This is a genomic window from Sphingomonas benefaciens (assembly GCF_052907485.1).
This window is the reverse complement of the sequence record NZ_JBREIC010000004.1, coordinates 21,222-37,188: the sequence shown is the minus strand read 5'-3', so window position 1 is coordinate 37,188 and position 15,967 is coordinate 21,222. Positions and strand designations below refer to the sequence as shown.

The window sequence follows — 15,967 nt, the reverse complement described above, 5'->3', positions numbered from 1 at the left end:
CGCCTCGTCCATAAAGGATGAAGCGCCCTCCATACCGAACCTTCGAACGGGCGCAATGCCCGTCCGGAGGGTCGATCGCGATCAGCGACGCGTGCGGCGCTTCGCCTTGGTCATCTTCCGGCCTTCGACCTGGCGGCAGCCGTCATACTGGCCGGCCTTGCAGACCGGATATTCGGCCTTGGGCGCCGGCGCCGGATAGGCTTGATCCGGGGTCGGTGCCGGACGGAAGGTCACCGGCGCACCGGGCGTCGCCGGGCCGGACAGTGCCGAACCACTCGGCTGGTATCCGCCGGCCGGGGTACCCGAACCCGTGGTCATCGGTGCAGGGGTGCCGGCCTGCTGGGTCGGCGCCATCGTGTCCGTGGCGGGCGGCGTTGCAGTCTGATCAGCCGGCGGCGGCGGCGTGGTCTGATCGGTCGGGGCAGGGGTGGCCGTCTGCGGCGCCATCGTGCCGGCTTGCTGAGCCATCACGGGGGCAGCGATGAGGGCCGTGGCGGCCAAAAGAATGAGCTTCATTGCGAATCTCCCAAATCTGTCGCGCAGGTTTGCGTAAGCGCCCCCGCCTAACGTCCGATCCGGAACTTGGGTCCTTTGTTTCGCTCGCGGTTCTGTTTCGCCCGCCAACTCTCTCCCTTGCTCAGGCGCCCGAGTCCAACGAATAGCCGGCGGACCGGACGGTACGGATCAAGTCTGGCCGATTGCCGATATTGATCGCCTTGCGCAGCCGACGGATGTGCACGTCGACCGTCCGGCTTTCGATATCACTGTCATGGCCCCAGACCGCGTCGAGCAGCCGTTCGCGACTGAATACCCAGCCGGGATGTTCGAGGAAGTGCTTGAGCAGCCGGAATTCGGTCGGCCCCAGCGGCACGACTTCGCCGCCGCGCCGAACTTTGTGACCGACGGTGTCCATCTCAATATCGTCATAGGTCAGCTGCTCACCTGCCAGCGCCGGCCGCACCCGGCGCAACACCGCACTGACTCGCGCTACCAGCTCGCGCGGCGAGAAGGGCTTGGTGACATAGTCGTCGGCACCTGTCTCCAAACCACGAATGCGGTCTTCTTCTTCTCCGCGTGCGGTCAGCATGATGATCGGCACGTTCGCCGATTCCGGCATGCGGCGCAGCCGACGGCAGACCTCGATCCCGGACAGACCTTCGACCATCCAGTCGAGCAGCACGATGTCCGGCGCCTTTTCCTTGGCGAGCAGCAGCGCCTCCTCGCCATCCGGAGTGTGCGCGACCTCGAAGTCTTCACGGCGGAAATGATAGGTCAGCAGCTCGGCGAGGGCGGCGTCGTCCTCGACCAGCAGCATGCGTGCGCGTGCCATCAGCGTTGCTCCTCGGTGGTACGAGGGCCGCCACGAATGTGGTCGGCCATCTGGGTGCCGGTTGCGGCGAAATAGACCATCTCGGCGACGTTGGTCGCGTGATCGCCGATCCGCTCCAGGTTCTTGGCGACGAACAGCAAATGCGCGACCTGGCTGATCGTCCGCGGATTCTCGACCATGTAGGTGACGAGCGTTCGGAAGATGCTGTCGTAGAAATCGTCGAGCGCGCGGTCGCTCTCGACGACCTCGACTGCGGCGTCCGGGTCGCGTGCGGCGAAGGCGTCCAGGGCACGGCGAACCATGCCGCTCGCCATGGCCGCCATGGACGGCAGGATGGAGATCGGCTCGATGCGGTGTTCGCCGTCGATCATCGGCACGCGCCGCGCGATGTTCTTGGCATAATCGCCGATCCGTTCGACCACCGAGGCGATCTTCAGCGCCGCGACGACCTCGCGCAGGTCGACCGCCATCGGCGCGCGGAGCGCGATGATGCGCACCGCCAGCCGTTCTACCTCGCGTTCGATCGCGTCGATGGCTTTGTCATCGGCGTCGACGCGTCGCGCCAGTTCGGGATCGGGCCGTTGCAGCGCCTTGATCGCCTGCACGATCGCATCCTCGGCAAGCCCGCCCATCTGCGAGATCATGCCGCGCAACTGACCGATGTCGGCGTCGAATGCCTTGACCGTATGGTCTACCATTATCCGTACCTGCCGGTGATATAGTCGCGGGTCCGTTCCTCCCGCGGATTGGTGAAGATGTCGCTGGTGGGGGCGAACTCGACCAGCTGGCCGAGGTGGAAGAAGGCCGTCTGCTGCGACACGCGCGCCGCCTGTTGCATGTTGTGGGTGACGATGACGATCGCGTAGCGGCCCTTCAGCTCGTGGATCAGCTCCTCGATCTTCGCGGTGGCGATCGGATCGAGCGCGCTGCACGGCTCGTCCATCAGGATCACTTCCGGATCGACCGCGATGGCGCGGGCGATGCACAGCCGCTGCTGCTGGCCGCCCGACAGCGCCGTGCCGCTGTCGTCGAGCCGGTCCTTGACCTCGTCCCACAGGCCGGCGCGGCGCAGCGAGCGTTCGACCATCTCGTCGAGGTCGGCGCGCGCCGCGGCGAGGCCGTGGATACGCGGGCCGTAGGCGACATTCTCGTAGATCGACTTGGGGAAGGGGTTGGGCTTCTGGAACACCATGCCGACGCGCGCGCGCAGCTGCACCACGTCCATGTCGGCGGCGTAGATGTCCTCGCCGTCGAGCAGGATCTCGCCCGTGACCCGGGCGCTGGCGACGGTGTCGTTCATCCGGTTGAGCGTGCGCAGGAAGGTCGACTTGCCGCAGCCCGACGGGCCGATGAAGGCGACGACATTGTCCTCTGCCACGTCGATCGAGACATGATCGATGGCACATTTGTCGCCGTAAAAGACGCTGACGTCGCGCGCCTGGATCTTGGAAGGAGAAGTCACCAGCGGGTCTCGAAACGGTTGCGGAGATAGATGGCGAGGCCGTTCATCGCGAGCAGGAAGACGAGCAGCACGATGATCGCGGCGCTGGTCTTCTCGACGAAGCCGCGGTCGACCTGGTCGGACCACAGGAAGACCTGCACCGGCAGCACGGTGGCCGGGTCGGACAGGCGCGACGGCGGCGCGGCGATGAAGGCGCGCATGCCGATCATCAGCAGTGGCGCGGTCTCGCCCAGCGCCCGCGCCATGCCGATGATCGTGCCGGTCAGGATGCCGGGCAAGGCGAGCGGCAGGACATGGTCGAACACCACCTGCACGGGCGACGCGCCGACGGCGAGGGCGGCGTCGCGGATCGACGGCGGCACCGCCTTGATCGCGTTGCGCCCGGCGATGACGATCACCGGCATGGTCATCAGCGCCAGCGTCAGGCCGCCGACGATCGGCGCCGAGCGCGGCAGATGCAGCGTGTTGATGAAGACGGCGAGGCCGAGCAGACCAAAGATGATCGACGGCACCGCGGCGAGATTGTTGATCGACACCTCGATCAGGTCCGTCCAGCGGTTCCGCGGGGCATATTCCTCGAGATAGAGCGCGGCGAAGACACCGATCGGGAAGGCGAGCGCCAGCGTCACGATCATCGTCAGCAGCGAACCCTTCAGCGCACCCCAGACGCCGACACGGGTCGGATCGTTCGAATCGGCGGACGACAGAAAGCCCCAGTTCCACCCGGTCGACAGCGCGCCGCGGGCATTCAGCCGGGCGACGATCGCCTCGTCGGTGGCCGATCCGTCATGGCGCGCGGCGATATCGAGCGCACTGGTGACGGGCACCTCGACGGTGGTTCGCCGTTGCAGCAGGGTCGGGTCCCGCTTGATGGCATCGCGCACCACCAGCCAGGCGCCGTCCGACAGATAATCGGCCGAGGCTGGGCCGTAAGCCGCCGTCGCAGCGCGATCGACCGCGGCCTCCAACCCCGCGCCCGCGAGGGCGAGATCGGCGCCACGGCCGCGCAGCTGTGCCGGCGTCACCTGCAACTTCGCCGCGGCGAGATCGATCGGCAGTGCGATCCGCGTCTGACGGAAGCCACCGATCCCGCCGGCCAGCATCGACAGCAACAGGAACGCGAGGAACCCCGCCGACAGCCAGACGGCCGCCAACCCGAGCAGCCGAAAACGCCGTTCCGCGGCGTAGCGGCGCTGCGTGCGGCGGCGCACCGATTGCGTCGTCCAGTCGGTCGGACGACGCGGTTCGGGATCGTGCCCTTCCGCCGGCACACCTGGGACCAGCGGGCTATTCATAGGCCTCCCGATACCGTTTGACGACGCTGAGCGCGACGACGTTGAGCGCGAGGGTCACCGCGAACAAGGTCAGGCCGAGCGCGAAGGCGGCAAGTGTCTTGGCGCTGGTGAACTCCGCCTCGCCGGTCAGCAGGTCGACGATCTGCTTGGTCACGGTGGTCGTGCTGGAGAAAGGGTTGAGCGTCAGCGTCGCGACGCCGCTGGCGGCCATGACGACGATCATCGTCTCGCCGATCGCCCGCGACACGGCGAGCAGGATGCCGCCGACCACGCCGGGCAGAGCCGCGGGAAGGATCACCTTGCGGATCGTTTCCGAACTCGTCGCGCCCATCGCCAGGCTGCCGTCGCGCATGGCGGCGGGAACGGCGGCGATCGAATCGTCGGCCATCGAGGATACGAAGGGGATGATCATCACCCCCATCACCGCGCCGGCCGCCAACGCGCTTTCCGACGAAGCCCAATGGATGCCGAGCGCCACGCCGAGCTGCCGTACTGCCGGCGCGACGGTCAATGCGGCGAAATAGCCGTAGACCACGGTCGGTACGCCGGCGAGCATCTCCAGCACCGGCTTCATCCAGCGCCGCGTCGTCGGATGGGCATATTGGGTCAGGTAGATCGCGCTCATCAGGCCGAACGGGATGGCGACCGCCATGGCAATCACCGCGCCGATGAAGAAGGTGCCCCAGAACAGCGGTACCGCACCGAGTGACGCGCCGGGATCGCGCGGGTCGATCACCTGGGGGCTCCAATGCGTGCCGAACAAGAAGTCGCCGATCGGCACCATGCGAAAGAACCGACCCGACTCGTACAACAGTGAGGCGACAATGCCGACCGTGGTCAGGATCGCGATCAGCGAGGCGACGAGCAGCAGCAGCATGACGCCGCGCTCCACTTGCGTGCGCGCCGCGAAATCGGGACGGATACGGGTGAAGGCGAGCGATCCGCCGGCAAAGGCGAGTAACAGCGCTGCAGCAGTGGCGATCCAGTCGTACCGGGTCTGCGCGGCGGCATAAGCCGGTGCGAGCGTCTCGGCGAGATCGTGAAACGCCCCATAGCTACGGCCCGCGGCCAATTCACGGGCTTCGGACAGGATCGACGCGCGCTCGAAGCCCGGCGCCGGCAGTGCGGCAGCAGCGGGCGTGGCGAGCACGGCCTCCGTCACCAGCGCCGGCGCCGTCATCGCCCACACGGCAAGGAAGATCAGCGGCGGCACCACAGTACAGACGGCGACAAACCAGCCGTGATGCGCCGGCAAAGCACTGAATCGTGCCACTCGCGGGCGACGGAAGGTCGCAGCCCGCATGCGTGCGGCCAGCCAGCCGATCAATGCGAGGCCGATGACGGTAAACAGCAGGCCAAGCGCGCTCATCGGTCGAGATCCGCCGCGGCGAGCGCCGCTTCATGCGCGATGATCGCCGCGGAGCGCGCTCGAATGGACGCAGGCGATGCGATCAGCCCGCGGCGCACAAGCGGTCCTTCGGGGCCCCACGCTTTCGCATAAAGGTGCAGGAACGTCTTCAAACCGGGGATCGCGCGCAGATGCGCCTTCTTGACGTAGAGGAACAGCGGCCGCGATCCCGGATACCGGCCGTCCGCGATCGTCGCATAGGTCGGCGCAACGCCATTGATCGTCACCCCGGTGACGCTGCCCTTGTTCTCTTCGAGATAGCTGTAACCGAAGACGCCGATCGCGCTTGGGTTGGTGGCGAGCTTCTGTACGATCAGATTGTCATTCTCCCCGGCGTCGATGTAGGCGCCGTCCTCGCGCACGCGTGTGCACAGCGCCTTGTGCGCGTCGGGGTCGTCGGTCGCCAGCGCCTTTGCCCGCGGATCGACAATCTCGCAGCCGCGCGTCAGGATCAGTTCGGCGAGCGCGTCGCGGGTACCGCTGGTCGCTGGCGGGCCGTAGACTTGGATCGGCGTGGCCGGAAGCGTCGGATTGACATCGTGCCATGTCCGCGCGCCGTTCGGCCGGCCGTTCACCTTGGCCGCCAGCGCGCGATACAGGTCCGCTTCCGTCAGCGCCATCCTGGGGCCGTTCAGCGCTTCGGCAAAGGCGATGCCATCGATGCCGACCTGGATTTCCAGGATCGCGCCGACCCCGTTGCGCTGGCACTCCTGGAACTCGCCCGGCTTCATGCGCCGCGAGGCATCCTCGATATCCGGATGGGCCGCGCCCAATCCGGCGCAGAACAACTTCATGCCCGCGCCCGTGCCTGTCGACTCGATCACCGGCGCGCGCGCGTCGGCATCGTTGGCGACGAACTGTTCGGCGACGATCGTGGTGAACGGATAGACGGTCGAGGACCCGACGACGGTAATCTGGCTCCGCGCGCCGCCACCGCCGCCATTGGCCTGATCCTGACAGCCCGCGAGGCAAAGCCCGAGAGCGACTATCGCGATACGCATGATGTTCCCGCCCCGGGCGCGACTCCTAGTCCCGCTCCGCACGCCCCTGTGTGACGGTTACGTTACCCTTTGATGACACCGCTTCCGCTGGCGGCAAGGCGACGGACACGATCGTGCCCACCCCCACCTTGCTGCTGATGTCGAACCGGCCGCGATGTCGCTCGACGATATGCTTGACGATCGCCAGGCCGAGACCGGTCCCGCCGACGCTGCGGCTGCGCCCGGCATCGACACGGTAGAATCGCTCGGTCAGGCGCGGAATGTGCTGGGGCGCAATGCCTTCGCCTTCGTCGGCGACGGTGAAGCGAACCATGCCGGACCGGTCGCGGCCGACCGTGGCGGTGACCGGCGAACCCGGCCGGCCGTATTTCATCGCGTTGCCGATCAGATTGTGGACCAACTGGGATAGCTGCGCGGCGTCCCCCGTGACGGCGGGCAGGTCGTCCTCGAAGCCGATCGTCACGTCGCCGACCCGCTCACCACCGCCCGCTGCCAATTCGGCATAGACGTCCTCGAGCACCTCTCCCAAATCGATCAGCTCGCCGGGCAGCCGGTATTTCTCGCCTTCGATCCGCGACAGCGAGATCAGATCCTCGATCAGCCGCTGCATGCGCTGTGCCTCGTCGAACATGACCTTCAGGAAGCGGGTGCGTAATGCCGGGTCTTCGCCCGCGTCGTCGCTGAGCGTTTCGACGAAGCCGAGGATCGAGGCGAGGGGCGTGCGCAATTCGTGGCTGGCGTTGGCGACGAAGTCGACCCGCATCTGCTCCGCCGCGTAATTGCCGCTCTGATCGACCAGATGGACGATGCGGGCGCCGTCGGACGTCTCGCCGACCGCCATTTGCCAGCGTTGGTCGGCGCTGCCGAGCCCGACCAGTTCGACCGGACGCCCCGGCAAGGCGGAACCGGCGGACAGCCGGTCGGCGGCGGCGGGGTGGCGGATCGCGACGCGGACGTCCTCGCCGACGATATGCTGGCCGAGCAGCCCGCGCGCCGCGACATTCGCGCAGGCGACGACCCCGCCACGGATCATCAGGACGGGGTCGCCGATGCCGTCCAGCACCTCGCCGATCAACGCGCCGGCATCCGCCCCGGTGGGGCCGTGTGCGACCGGGGTGGCACTGCGGATGCCCATCGCCGCAAGTCCGGCAGCGATGGCGCCGATCACCGTCACCGCCACGGCGTCGATCGATCCGTCCAAGGCATAGACGGCAAGTCCGCTGAGCAGGGCGATCACGATCGCGCCGCTGAGGCGCTGGACGAATCTGGGCGGCATGACGGTCCGCTGGCTAGCTCAATTCCGCTGCGGCTGCACCTGTTCGCGTCGGAACGTCTTCCGCGGTCCCGGATCGGCACCGGAGCGCCGCTTGCCAGTGGTTAGCGAATGTGAAAGGCAGACACTCTAGGATCTTGGCCATGACCGACGACGCAACGCCTTCTGATCAGCCCGCTGCCACCGGGGCGGCCAGCCGCCGCCGCGTGCTGATGCTCGGCGCGGTCACCGCCGGTGCGGTGGTGTCGATTCGGCCGGCGCTGGCGCAAACCGCGGGATCGGTGATGAATTGCGAGATCCCGGTGCCCGACATGACCCGCGCGGGCGGCTATATCGATCCCGACGGCAATGTCGTGCCCGCGGGTACCAAGGGGGCGTTCGCGCCGCCGGGGCGGCCGTTCAAAGGCGAGGACGTGAAGCGTGCGCTGGCCGGCGGCATGCTGCCCGGCACCACCTACGAAACCAATCGCGCCTATATCAGCTACATCCGTCGGTTGCAGCGCGGGCAGGGTGGCTTCACCTGCTTTGCCTCGCTGCAGATGCCGCGCGCCTGATCGCTTGCGGTATCGCGCCGCGTCGGCCGACACGCTGCTCAGCGTCGGGCTGGACACGTTCACGGCGGTGTTTCACCGCCCGTCGGGCATCACCCACCTGCTCGCCAGCCCCGCGCCTGAAATCCTCGCCTGCCTTGCGGATGGGCCGTTGGACGATGCGGCACTGATGGCGCGGCTCGAGGTGAGCTTCGACGTCGCCGATGCGGACGTCGCTGCGCTTCGGGCACGGCTGGCGGAACTGGTCGACACCGGTCTGGTGGAGGTGTTGTGAGGCACGTCTGCTCGCTGCGCATCGGCCCCGTCGGTTTTCGGGTCGGGTCGGATTGGGCGACGCCGATCGCCATGCTTGCCGACCTCTATCGCGATTATCCGCAGGCAGACATTGCGGACTTCACCGTCCGGTTGGAGGCGACCCGGCCCTGGCGGCGCTGGATCCGGCCTTCGGTGCGGATCGGCGGCGACTATATGCTCCCCGAAGCGGCACCGTTGCCGCTCGCCCATGCGCTGCTCGCCGCAGAGATGGGGATGAACCTGCAGGTTGCGCTCGGATCGCAACGTTGCCTGCTGCTCCATGCCGCAGCGGTCGAGCGCGACGGGCGCGCGCTGCTGATCAGCGGTCAGTCGGGCGCCGGTAAGTCGACGCTTGCCACCTTGCTCGCCGCACGGGGCTGGCGCTTCATGGGCGACGAGTTCGCGATGATCGATCCGGACAGTGGAGAGGTCTTCGCCTTTCCCCGGCTGGTCAGCCTCAAGAACGAAGGCATCGCCGCCGCGATTGCGGCCTTGCCGAAGGCGCGGCTGGGACCCGAGCTTGCCGGCACGCCGAAAGGGACGATCCGACACCTCGTCCCGGACGCGCATGCGATCGCGGCGATGGACGATCCGGCGATGCCCGTGCTGCTGCTCTTCCCGCGTTTCGGTGCTGCGCCCGCGGTACGATCGATGCCGGCCAGCGAAGCGTTCGTGCGGCTGTCCCACGCCTCCACCAATTATGTCGCGCTCGCGGAACGGGGGTTCGCCTGTCTGACCGCACTGGCCCGCGACGTGCCGGCCTATGCGATCGATTATCCCGACGGCGTTGCGGCAGTCGACCAGGTGGAGGCGTTGTGGCGGACGCTCTGAGCCTCGCACGCGCGCTTGCCGACCCGACGACTTTGCGACTGGACACCGACTGGACCGGGCTGATCGCGACCGCGCGGGCGGAGCAGCTGGTCGGCACGCTCGCCTGGCGGTTGCACGGCCTGCCGCTGCCCGAGCCCGTGGCGCTTCTCTTGGCCGAAGCGCGTGCCGCTGCAGAGGGCGCCCGCCGCACCGCGCTTTGGGAAGCGGAAATGGCGCGACGTGCGCTCGCGCCGCTCGGCTGTCCGGTCGTGTTGCTGAAGGGTACGGCCTATGTCGCGGCCGGTCTGATGGCGGGCCAGGGCCGGTCGATCGGCGATCTCGACATTCTCGTGCCGCGGGGGTCGCTCGACGCGGTCGAGGCGGCCTCGCTCGCCGCAGGATGGGAATGGGTCAAGCCCGATCCATATGACGATGCCTATTACCGCCGCTGGATGCACGAACTGCCGCCGCTGATCCATCGCGAGCGCGACCGGATGATCGACGTGCACCACACGATCCTGCCGCTCACCGCCCGCATCACCCCCGATGCTGAAGCGCTCGTCGCCGCGGCCCAGCCGCTGGCCAACGGCCTCCTGGTGCTCTCTGCACAGGATATGATCTGCCACGCCGCCGCGCATCTGTTCGCCGACGGGGATCTGACCGGCGGGCTGCGCAACCTGTGGGACATCCACTGCCTGCTGACCGAATTCGGCAGCGACGGACTGGCTGATCGCGCGGCGCGGCATGGCCTCGATGTGTCGGTTCGGCGCGCCGCACGACACGCGGCGGGGCTGTTCGGGACCGACATCCCAGGCAATTGGCGACGCTCAGACGCACTCGACCCCTGGATCCGCCGCCGCCTGCTGGCCCGCGACGGGTGGGGGCGAGCCACGCGTCCGGCGACGCGTTTCGCCTTCTATGTGCGCTCACATTGGCTGCGGATGCCGCCTGTCATGCTGGCGCGCCACCTGTGGACCAAGGCCCGGCGCTGACGGGCCGGCGTGGATCAGCGGGGTCGCTCGGCGAGCCGCTCCAGCGTCGGTAGCAGCTCGTCATAGCCATCGATCACCGCCTCTGCGCCAAGTGTCTCGACCGGCTCCATCAGGAAACCGAACGAACAGGCGATCGCCGGCAGACCTGCCGCCTGCGCCGCCGCCACGTCGAAGCGCGAATCGCCGACGAACGCTGCTCGCCCACCGCCGCAGCGGCGTAGCATTTCCTCGATCGGCACCGGCGAGGGTTTGGCGTTGCCAGGCCCCATTGTATCGCCACCGATGATGCAGGCGAACCGATCGGTCAGTCCCAATTGGTCCAGCACCTGGCGCGCCAGCCCCTCCAATTTATTGGTCACCACCGCCAGCGTCGTCCCACGCGCGGCCAGCGAATCGAGTGCGTCGAGGCATCCAGGATAGGGCGCGGTGAGCACGGCGATATGCGATTCATAATAGGCGAGCAGGCGCCGGTGGAGCACGTCCAGCGTCGCTTCGTCGCAGCCGCCGGTCGCCGCCATTCCTTGCGCCAGCATATGCCGCGCGCCGCCGCCGATCATCGGCGTCACCTGCGCCACGGTCAGCGTCGGCCGGTCGATCGAGGCCAAGGCATGGTTGACCGCAGCGGTCAGATCGCCGCTCGTGTCGAGCAGCGTGCCGTCGAGATCGAAGCCGACGAGGTCGAAGGGGCGGGGGACGGCAGCGGAAGACATCGCCTGCGCGTGGCGGGATGGTGTGGAAATGGCAAGCCTTCCGTGGCAGACGCTGCCGCATGACCACCCAACTCGCCGTCATCATCCTCGCCGCAGGCAAGGGTACCCGCATGAAGTCGGACCTGCACAAGGTCCTCCACCCGATCGCCGGGCGGCCGATGCTGCTGCATCTGATTGCCAGCGCGTCTTCCCTGCACCCGGAACAGATCGTCGTCGTCACCGGTGCGGGCCGCGAACAGGTCGAGGCCGCGGTCGCGCCGCTGGGCGTGGCGACGGCCCTTCAGGCGGAGCAGCTCGGCACCGGCCATGCTGTTCTTCAAGCGAAGGACGCGCTGGGCGGTTTCGGGGGCGACGTGCTGATCCTCTACGGCGACGTGCCGCTGGTCGCCGCCGCGACGATGCAGCGGATGCTCGACGCTCTCCACGTGCCGCAGCCGCCCGCCGCGGTCGTGTTGGGGTTCCGCCCCGACGATGCCGCCGCTTATGGCCGGGTCATTGCCGATCCGGAGGGCCGCATCGTCAAGATGGTGGAGTTCAAAGACGCGACCGCCGACGAGCGCGCCGAGACCCTGTGCAACTCGGGCTTGATGGCGGCGCGCGCGGACGATCTGTGGCGCTTGTTGGCCCAGGTCGGCAACGACAATGCCGCGGGCGAATATTACCTGCCCGACATCGTCATGCTCGCCGGAGCCGAAGGCCGCTACGCCTCGGTGATCGAAACCGGGGCGGAGGAAGTCGCCGGCGTCAACAGCCGCGCCGAGCTCGCCAAGGTGGAAGCGATATGGCAGACGCGCCGCCGGGCGCAGGCGATGGCCGACGGCGCCACGCTGATCGCGCCCGAGACGGTATGGTTCGCTCACGACACGCGTATCGGCCGCGACGTGGTGATCGAACCGCATGTCGTGTTCGGCCCCGGCGTCGCCATCGCCGACCGGGTGACGATCCACGCCTTCAGCCACATCGAGGGCGCGACGGTTGCCGAGGGCGCCGACATCGGCCCCTATGCCCGTCTGCGCCCCGGTGCCGTGGTCGGCCGCAACGCCAGGGTCGGCAATTTCGTCGAGATGAAGAAAGCGGTACTGGGCGAGGGCGCCAAGGCCAATCATCTGACCTATTTGGGCGATGCCGAAATCGGCGCCGGCGCCAATATCGGTGCGGGCACGATCACGTGCAATTACGACGGATTTTTCAAATACAAGACGCAGATCGGGGCGGGAGCGTTCATCGGCTCCAACTCGGCACTGGTCGCGCCGGTCGCCATCGGCGAGGGGGCCATCGTCGCTGCAGGTTCGGTCGTCACGCAGGACGTCGAAGCCGGCGCCCTCGCCCTGGTCCGCCCCCCGCAGATCGCGAAAGCCGGGTGGGCGACCCGCTTCCGCGCGATGATGGCGGCGCGCAAGGCTGGTCAGTGACGGCGTTTCTGTGCCATCCCTTCCGGTGACGCGCGGCGTTCACCTCTCCAATACCCTCTAAAGGCAGACCCCCTTCATGTGTGGAATCGTTGGAATCGTCGGAGCCGAAGACGTCGCGGATCGTTTGCTCGATGGGCTGAAGCGGCTGGAATATCGCGGTTACGACTCAGCCGGTATCGCCACCGACGTCGACGGCACAATCGAGCGCCGACGCGCCTCCGGCAAGCTGGTCAACCTGGCCAAGGAACTGGCGGCACATCCGCTTGCCGGTACCACGGGCATCGCCCATACGCGCTGGGCGACACATGGTGGCCCGACCACCAACAACGCGCATCCGCATGCTACCGCCGAAGTCGCGGTCGTCCACAACGGCATCATCGAGAATTTCAAGGCGCTGCGTGACGAACTGACCGCACGCGGCCGCGTCTTCACCAGCGAAACCGACACCGAGGTCGTCGCGCATCTGATCAGCGAGAAGGTCGAAGCCGGGCTCGATCCGATCGGCGCCGTACGTGAGGTGCTGCCGCGCCTCCATGGCGCGTTTGCACTCGCCATCCTGTTTCGCAAGCATCCCGACCTGCTGATCGGCGCACGGCTCGGCTCGCCGCTGGTGGTCGGCTATGGCGATGGGGAGACCTATCTTGGCTCGGACGCCCTGGCATTGGCGCCGCTGACGCAGCGCATCGCCTATCTCGACGAAGGTGATTGGGTCGTCTGCATGAAGGAGGGGGCGGAGGTCTACGATCGCGACAATCATCGCGTCGAGCGGCCGGTCACCATCTCCGGCGTCACCGGCGAACTGATTTCCAAGGGCAATCATCGGCATTATATGCTGAAGGAGATCTACGAGCAGCCGATCGTCGTCGCCCAGACACTGCGTTCCTATCTGCAGCGGATGGAAGAGCGGGTCACGCTGCCCATCCCCGACTTCGATCTCGCCGCGATCAAGCGCGTGACGATCGTGGCCTGCGGCACCAGCTTCTATGCCGGCATGGTCGCCAAATATTGGTTCGAGCAGTTCGCACGCGTGCCCGTCGACCTCGATGTCGCGTCCGAGTTCCGCTACCGCGCGCCGGTGATGGAGCTGGGCGGCTTGATGATCGTCATCAGCCAGTCAGGTGAAACCGCCGACACGCTTGCCGCGCTGCGCCACGCCAAGAGCGAGGGGCAGAAGATCGCCGCCGTCGTCAACGTGCCGACCAGCTCGATGGCGCGCGAGGCGGATTTGTTGCTGCCGACGCATGCCGGGCCGGAGATCGGCGTCGCCAGCACCAAGGCCTTCACCTGCCAGCTCGCGGTGCTCGCTGCGCTCGCCGCCAACCTTGCGCAGGCCAAGGGGCAGCTCAAGCCGGGCGAGGAGAAGCAGATCGTTCGTCACCTCGGCGAGGCGCCGGCGTCACTCAACGCGGCGCTCGCCTATGACGAATCGATCCAGGAGATGGCGGGCGTCATCGCGTCGGCGCGCGACGTCCTCTACCTGGGCCGCGGCACCGATTATCCGCTGGCGCTGGAGGGGGCGCTGAAGCTGAAGGAAATCAGCTACATCCATGCCGAAGGCTATGCGGCCGGCGAGATGAAGCACGGCCCGATCGCGCTGATCGACGAGAACGTGCCCGTCATTGTCATCGCGCCGTCCGGGCCGCTGTTCGAGAAGACTGTCAGCAACATGCAGGAGGTGCAGGCGCGTGGCGGCAAGGTCGTGCTGATCAGCGACTATGACGGCATCCAGGCGGCGGGCGACGGCTGTGTCGCGACGATCACCATGCCCAAGGTCCACCCATTGATCGCGCCGCTGGTCTACGCGGTGCCGGTGCAGCTGCTCGCCTACCATGTCGCAGTGGCTAAGGGCACCGACGTCGACCAGCCGCGGAACCTCGCCAAGTCGGTCACGGTGGAATGACGACGCCACTGGACTGAGTTTGGTCCGTCATCCGGGTCAATGCCCGGGGGGACGGGGACCGGATTCAGAAGGTCATCGCGCCCTATTCCATCACGCTCAACAGATCGTCCAGCGATCCCACGGCAAAGGCGGTGTGCTCGTCGCCGATGCCATAGGGCAGCAGCACGTGCCGTCCGTGGACCAGCGCTCCACAGCTGTACGTCACGTTGGGCACATAGCCGCCGCGTTGTTCCGCACTGGGAAACAGCAGGGGGGACGGCGTGCGGGCCAGCACCTTGGACGGATCGTTCTTGTCGAGCAGGCAGGCGCCGACGCAGTAGCCGCGTACCAACCCGACGCCGTGCGTGAAGACCAGCCAGCCCTCGTCGATTTTCGTCGGCGATCCGCAATTGCCGATTTGCACGAACTCCCACGGATATTTCGGCTCGAGCAGCGGTTCGGCATGTTCCCAATGGTGCAGATCATCCGATCGCAATAGCCAGATCCGCTCATTATCCTGCCGGCCGAGCATGACGAACCGCCCGTCGATCCGCCGTGGGAACAGCGCCATGCCCTTATACGCCGCCATCGCGCCGGTCAGCGGCCGCATCTCGAAGGTGCGCTCGTCAATCCCGCGCAGCAGTTCGCTGCGCGCGTCGCGTCCGTCGAAGGCCGTATAGGTCCCGAGCACGCTTTCCACGCCGTCGTGATCGGTGAAATGGACCAGGCGCAGGTCCTCGACCCCCTGTCGTTGGCTGGGCAGGATCGGGAAGATCACCGTCTCCGACAAATCCTGGCTGTCGGGGCAATGCAGCTTGACCCAGCCGGCATCGTCGTTGTTTTCCACGACCGGCGGCACGCCCTGGCTGCTGGCCGGATCGATGACCAAGCCGCGGTCGCCGTCCCAGGTGCCGGTGCGGAACGTCACCGATGAGACATGGCCTTCGCCGATCCCGCGCAGTGAGAGAATGAAGCGGACGCAATCCTCGCGCTGTGCCTCGCGCGGAATGCGGACGATGCTGGGGTTGAACAGCGCCGCCGATTCGAAGGCATATTCCTGGCTCAGATAGGCACCGAACAATAGTCGATCGCGCGCTTCGGTCATCTGCGCGCACGCATCGATCCGGTCACGCACCTCCTCGAAGCGCCGTAGGAAGATACCGTCAGCGTCGCGGTGACGCGGGCGCATCGCTTCCTGCAACCGCGTCAGCATCCGGTCGCGCATGGTCGGGTCGAGACGCATCAGCCGATCTGCCACTTCCTCGACCCGGGTCGGGCGGCCGTCGGCGAACGGCGCGGGATAGTCGAAGGAGAAGGGGCGGATCACCGTCCGCGCCGGGTCGGGCTTCAATTCGATGTCGAGCGTCTGAAAAACGTCGGCGGCGTTCACGGGCATCTCCATCGAGGCGGGTGGCACTGGGACGCGGGCTCAGCGCAGGGACGGCCGAATTGATCCATGATGGCGCGCGATTGCCCTGAGAGGCCAGCACACGGGCTCGCCTAATCCGGTATACTCGTCTAGCGCTCGGGCATAATCGCTAGCAGGGACA

General features: G+C 67.2%; 16 protein-coding genes. 6 read left to right on the top strand and 10 right to left on the bottom strand.

The annotated features are described in order from the left end of the window. Nucleotides 1-81: 81 nt before the first annotated feature. The 8 genes from ACU5AX_RS13550 to ACU5AX_RS13515 form a co-directional block, all read right to left on the bottom strand. The gene (locus ACU5AX_RS13550; protein WP_446691373.1) at nt 82-516 is read right to left on the bottom strand and encodes a hypothetical protein; all 435 of its coding nucleotides are present in this window, start codon (nt 514-516) and stop codon (nt 82-84) included. 121 nt (nt 517-637) lie between these two features. Then, a complete protein-coding gene (gene phoB / locus ACU5AX_RS13545; protein WP_198354844.1) occupies nt 638-1,330 on the bottom strand; it encodes a phosphate regulon transcriptional regulator PhoB in 693 nt (230 codons plus the stop codon). Next, complete coding sequence (gene phoU, locus ACU5AX_RS13540) at nt 1,330-2,028, bottom strand: phosphate signaling complex protein PhoU (RefSeq protein WP_198354845.1); 699 nt, start codon at nt 2,026-2,028, stop codon at nt 1,330-1,332. Before phoU ends, phoB begins: the two co-directional genes overlap by 1 nt. After that, entirely contained in the window at nt 2,028-2,795 is a 768-nt protein-coding gene (pstB, locus tag ACU5AX_RS13535; RefSeq protein ID WP_446691622.1) for a phosphate ABC transporter ATP-binding protein PstB, read from the bottom strand. Before pstB ends, phoU begins: the two co-directional genes overlap by 1 nt. Next, nucleotides 2,789-4,087 (bottom strand): phosphate ABC transporter permease PstA, encoded by a 1,299-nt coding sequence (gene pstA / locus ACU5AX_RS13530; RefSeq protein WP_446691372.1) that lies wholly within the window; start codon nt 4,085-4,087, stop codon nt 2,789-2,791. Before pstA ends, pstB begins: the two co-directional genes overlap by 7 nt. Further along, the gene (pstC, locus tag ACU5AX_RS13525) at nt 4,080-5,456 is read right to left on the bottom strand and encodes a phosphate ABC transporter permease subunit PstC (RefSeq protein ID WP_446691371.1); all 1,377 of its coding nucleotides are present in this window, start codon (nt 5,454-5,456) and stop codon (nt 4,080-4,082) included. Before pstC ends, pstA begins: the two co-directional genes overlap by 8 nt. Next, the gene (locus tag ACU5AX_RS13520; protein WP_446691370.1) at nt 5,453-6,496 is read right to left on the bottom strand and encodes a substrate-binding domain-containing protein; all 1,044 of its coding nucleotides are present in this window, start codon (nt 6,494-6,496) and stop codon (nt 5,453-5,455) included. The genes pstC and ACU5AX_RS13520 overlap by 4 nt, the downstream gene beginning before the upstream one ends. Nucleotides 6,497-6,521: 25 nt before the next feature. Next, on the bottom strand, nt 6,522-7,772 hold the full coding sequence (locus tag ACU5AX_RS13515) for an ATP-binding protein (protein WP_446691369.1): 1,251 nt from the start codon (nt 7,770-7,772) through the stop codon (nt 6,522-6,524). Nucleotides 7,773-7,912: 140 nt separating this feature from the next. Here ACU5AX_RS13515 and ACU5AX_RS13510 point away from each other — a divergent pair, with 140 nt between their 5' ends. The 4 genes from ACU5AX_RS13510 to ACU5AX_RS13495 are packed head-to-tail and all read left to right on the top strand — an operon-like array spanning nt 7,913 to nt 10,416. After that, nucleotides 7,913-8,323 carry a hypothetical protein gene (locus ACU5AX_RS13510; RefSeq protein WP_446691368.1) on the top strand — a complete coding sequence of 137 codons (411 nt, stop codon included), beginning with the start codon at nt 7,913-7,915 and terminating at the stop codon, nt 8,321-8,323. Between the two features lie 4 nt (nt 8,324-8,327). Further along, entirely contained in the window at nt 8,328-8,594 is a 267-nt protein-coding gene (locus tag ACU5AX_RS13505; protein WP_446691367.1) for an HPr-rel-A system PqqD family peptide chaperone, read from the top strand. Beyond that, nucleotides 8,591-9,445: an HprK-related kinase A gene (locus tag ACU5AX_RS13500; RefSeq protein ID WP_446691366.1), complete on the top strand. Its 855-nt coding sequence runs from the start codon at nt 8,591-8,593 to the stop codon at nt 9,443-9,445. The genes ACU5AX_RS13505 and ACU5AX_RS13500 overlap by 4 nt, the downstream gene beginning before the upstream one ends. Next, nucleotides 9,430-10,416 (top strand): nucleotidyltransferase domain-containing protein, encoded by a 987-nt coding sequence (locus tag ACU5AX_RS13495; protein ID WP_446691365.1) that lies wholly within the window; start codon nt 9,430-9,432, stop codon nt 10,414-10,416. Before ACU5AX_RS13500 ends, ACU5AX_RS13495 begins: the two co-directional genes overlap by 16 nt. A gap of 14 nt (nt 10,417-10,430) precedes the next feature. Here the strand turns inward: ACU5AX_RS13495 and ACU5AX_RS13490 are convergent, their stop codons facing one another. Continuing rightward, nucleotides 10,431-11,126 (bottom strand): HAD hydrolase-like protein, encoded by a 696-nt coding sequence (locus ACU5AX_RS13490; RefSeq protein WP_446691364.1) that lies wholly within the window; start codon nt 11,124-11,126, stop codon nt 10,431-10,433. A gap of 59 nt (nt 11,127-11,185) precedes the next feature. Between ACU5AX_RS13490 and glmU the strand changes: the two genes are divergently transcribed. Then, the gene (gene glmU / locus ACU5AX_RS13485; RefSeq protein ID WP_446691363.1) at nt 11,186-12,538 is read left to right on the top strand and encodes a bifunctional UDP-N-acetylglucosamine diphosphorylase/glucosamine-1-phosphate N-acetyltransferase GlmU; all 1,353 of its coding nucleotides are present in this window, start codon (nt 11,186-11,188) and stop codon (nt 12,536-12,538) included. A 76-nt stretch (nt 12,539-12,614) separates the two neighbouring features. Beyond that, entirely contained in the window at nt 12,615-14,438 is a 1,824-nt protein-coding gene (gene glmS, locus ACU5AX_RS13480; protein ID WP_446691362.1) for a glutamine--fructose-6-phosphate transaminase (isomerizing), read from the top strand. Nucleotides 14,439-14,520: 82 nt separating this feature from the next. On the opposite strand, the gene ACU5AX_RS13475 is transcribed toward glmS, so the two are convergent. Next, nucleotides 14,521-15,807 carry a glycoside hydrolase family 130 protein gene (locus tag ACU5AX_RS13475; protein WP_446691361.1) on the bottom strand — a complete coding sequence of 429 codons (1,287 nt, stop codon included), beginning with the start codon at nt 15,805-15,807 and terminating at the stop codon, nt 14,521-14,523. Nucleotides 15,808-15,967: the final 160 nt, after the last annotated feature.

What these genes read in the sequence shown, in the direction of transcription:
- glmU (WP_446691363.1), top strand. Translation starts at nt 11,186, where the DNA reads ATGACCACCCAACTCGCCGTCATCATCCTCGCCGCAGGCAAGGGTACC.
- ACU5AX_RS13550 (WP_446691373.1), bottom strand. Translation starts at nt 516, where the DNA reads ATGAAGCTCATTCTTTTGGCCGCCACGGCCCTCATCGCTGCCCCCGTG.
- ACU5AX_RS13515 (WP_446691369.1), bottom strand. Translation starts at nt 7,772, where the DNA reads ATGCCGCCCAGATTCGTCCAGCGCCTCAGCGGCGCGATCGTGATCGCC.
- phoB (WP_198354844.1), bottom strand. Translation starts at nt 1,330, where the DNA reads ATGGCACGCGCACGCATGCTGCTGGTCGAGGACGACGCCGCCCTCGCC.
- phoU (WP_198354845.1), bottom strand. Translation starts at nt 2,028, where the DNA reads ATGGTAGACCATACGGTCAAGGCATTCGACGCCGACATCGGTCAGTTG.
- pstC (WP_446691371.1), bottom strand. Translation starts at nt 5,456, where the DNA reads ATGAGCGCGCTTGGCCTGCTGTTTACCGTCATCGGCCTCGCATTGATC.
- pstA (WP_446691372.1), bottom strand. Translation starts at nt 4,087, where the DNA reads ATGAATAGCCCGCTGGTCCCAGGTGTGCCGGCGGAAGGGCACGATCCC.
- glmS (WP_446691362.1), top strand. Translation starts at nt 12,615, where the DNA reads ATGTGTGGAATCGTTGGAATCGTCGGAGCCGAAGACGTCGCGGATCGT.
- ACU5AX_RS13490 (WP_446691364.1), bottom strand. Translation starts at nt 11,126, where the DNA reads ATGTCTTCCGCTGCCGTCCCCCGCCCCTTCGACCTCGTCGGCTTCGAT.
- ACU5AX_RS13520 (WP_446691370.1), bottom strand. Translation starts at nt 6,496, where the DNA reads ATGCGTATCGCGATAGTCGCTCTCGGGCTTTGCCTCGCGGGCTGTCAG.
- ACU5AX_RS13510 (WP_446691368.1), top strand. Translation starts at nt 7,913, where the DNA reads ATGACCGACGACGCAACGCCTTCTGATCAGCCCGCTGCCACCGGGGCG.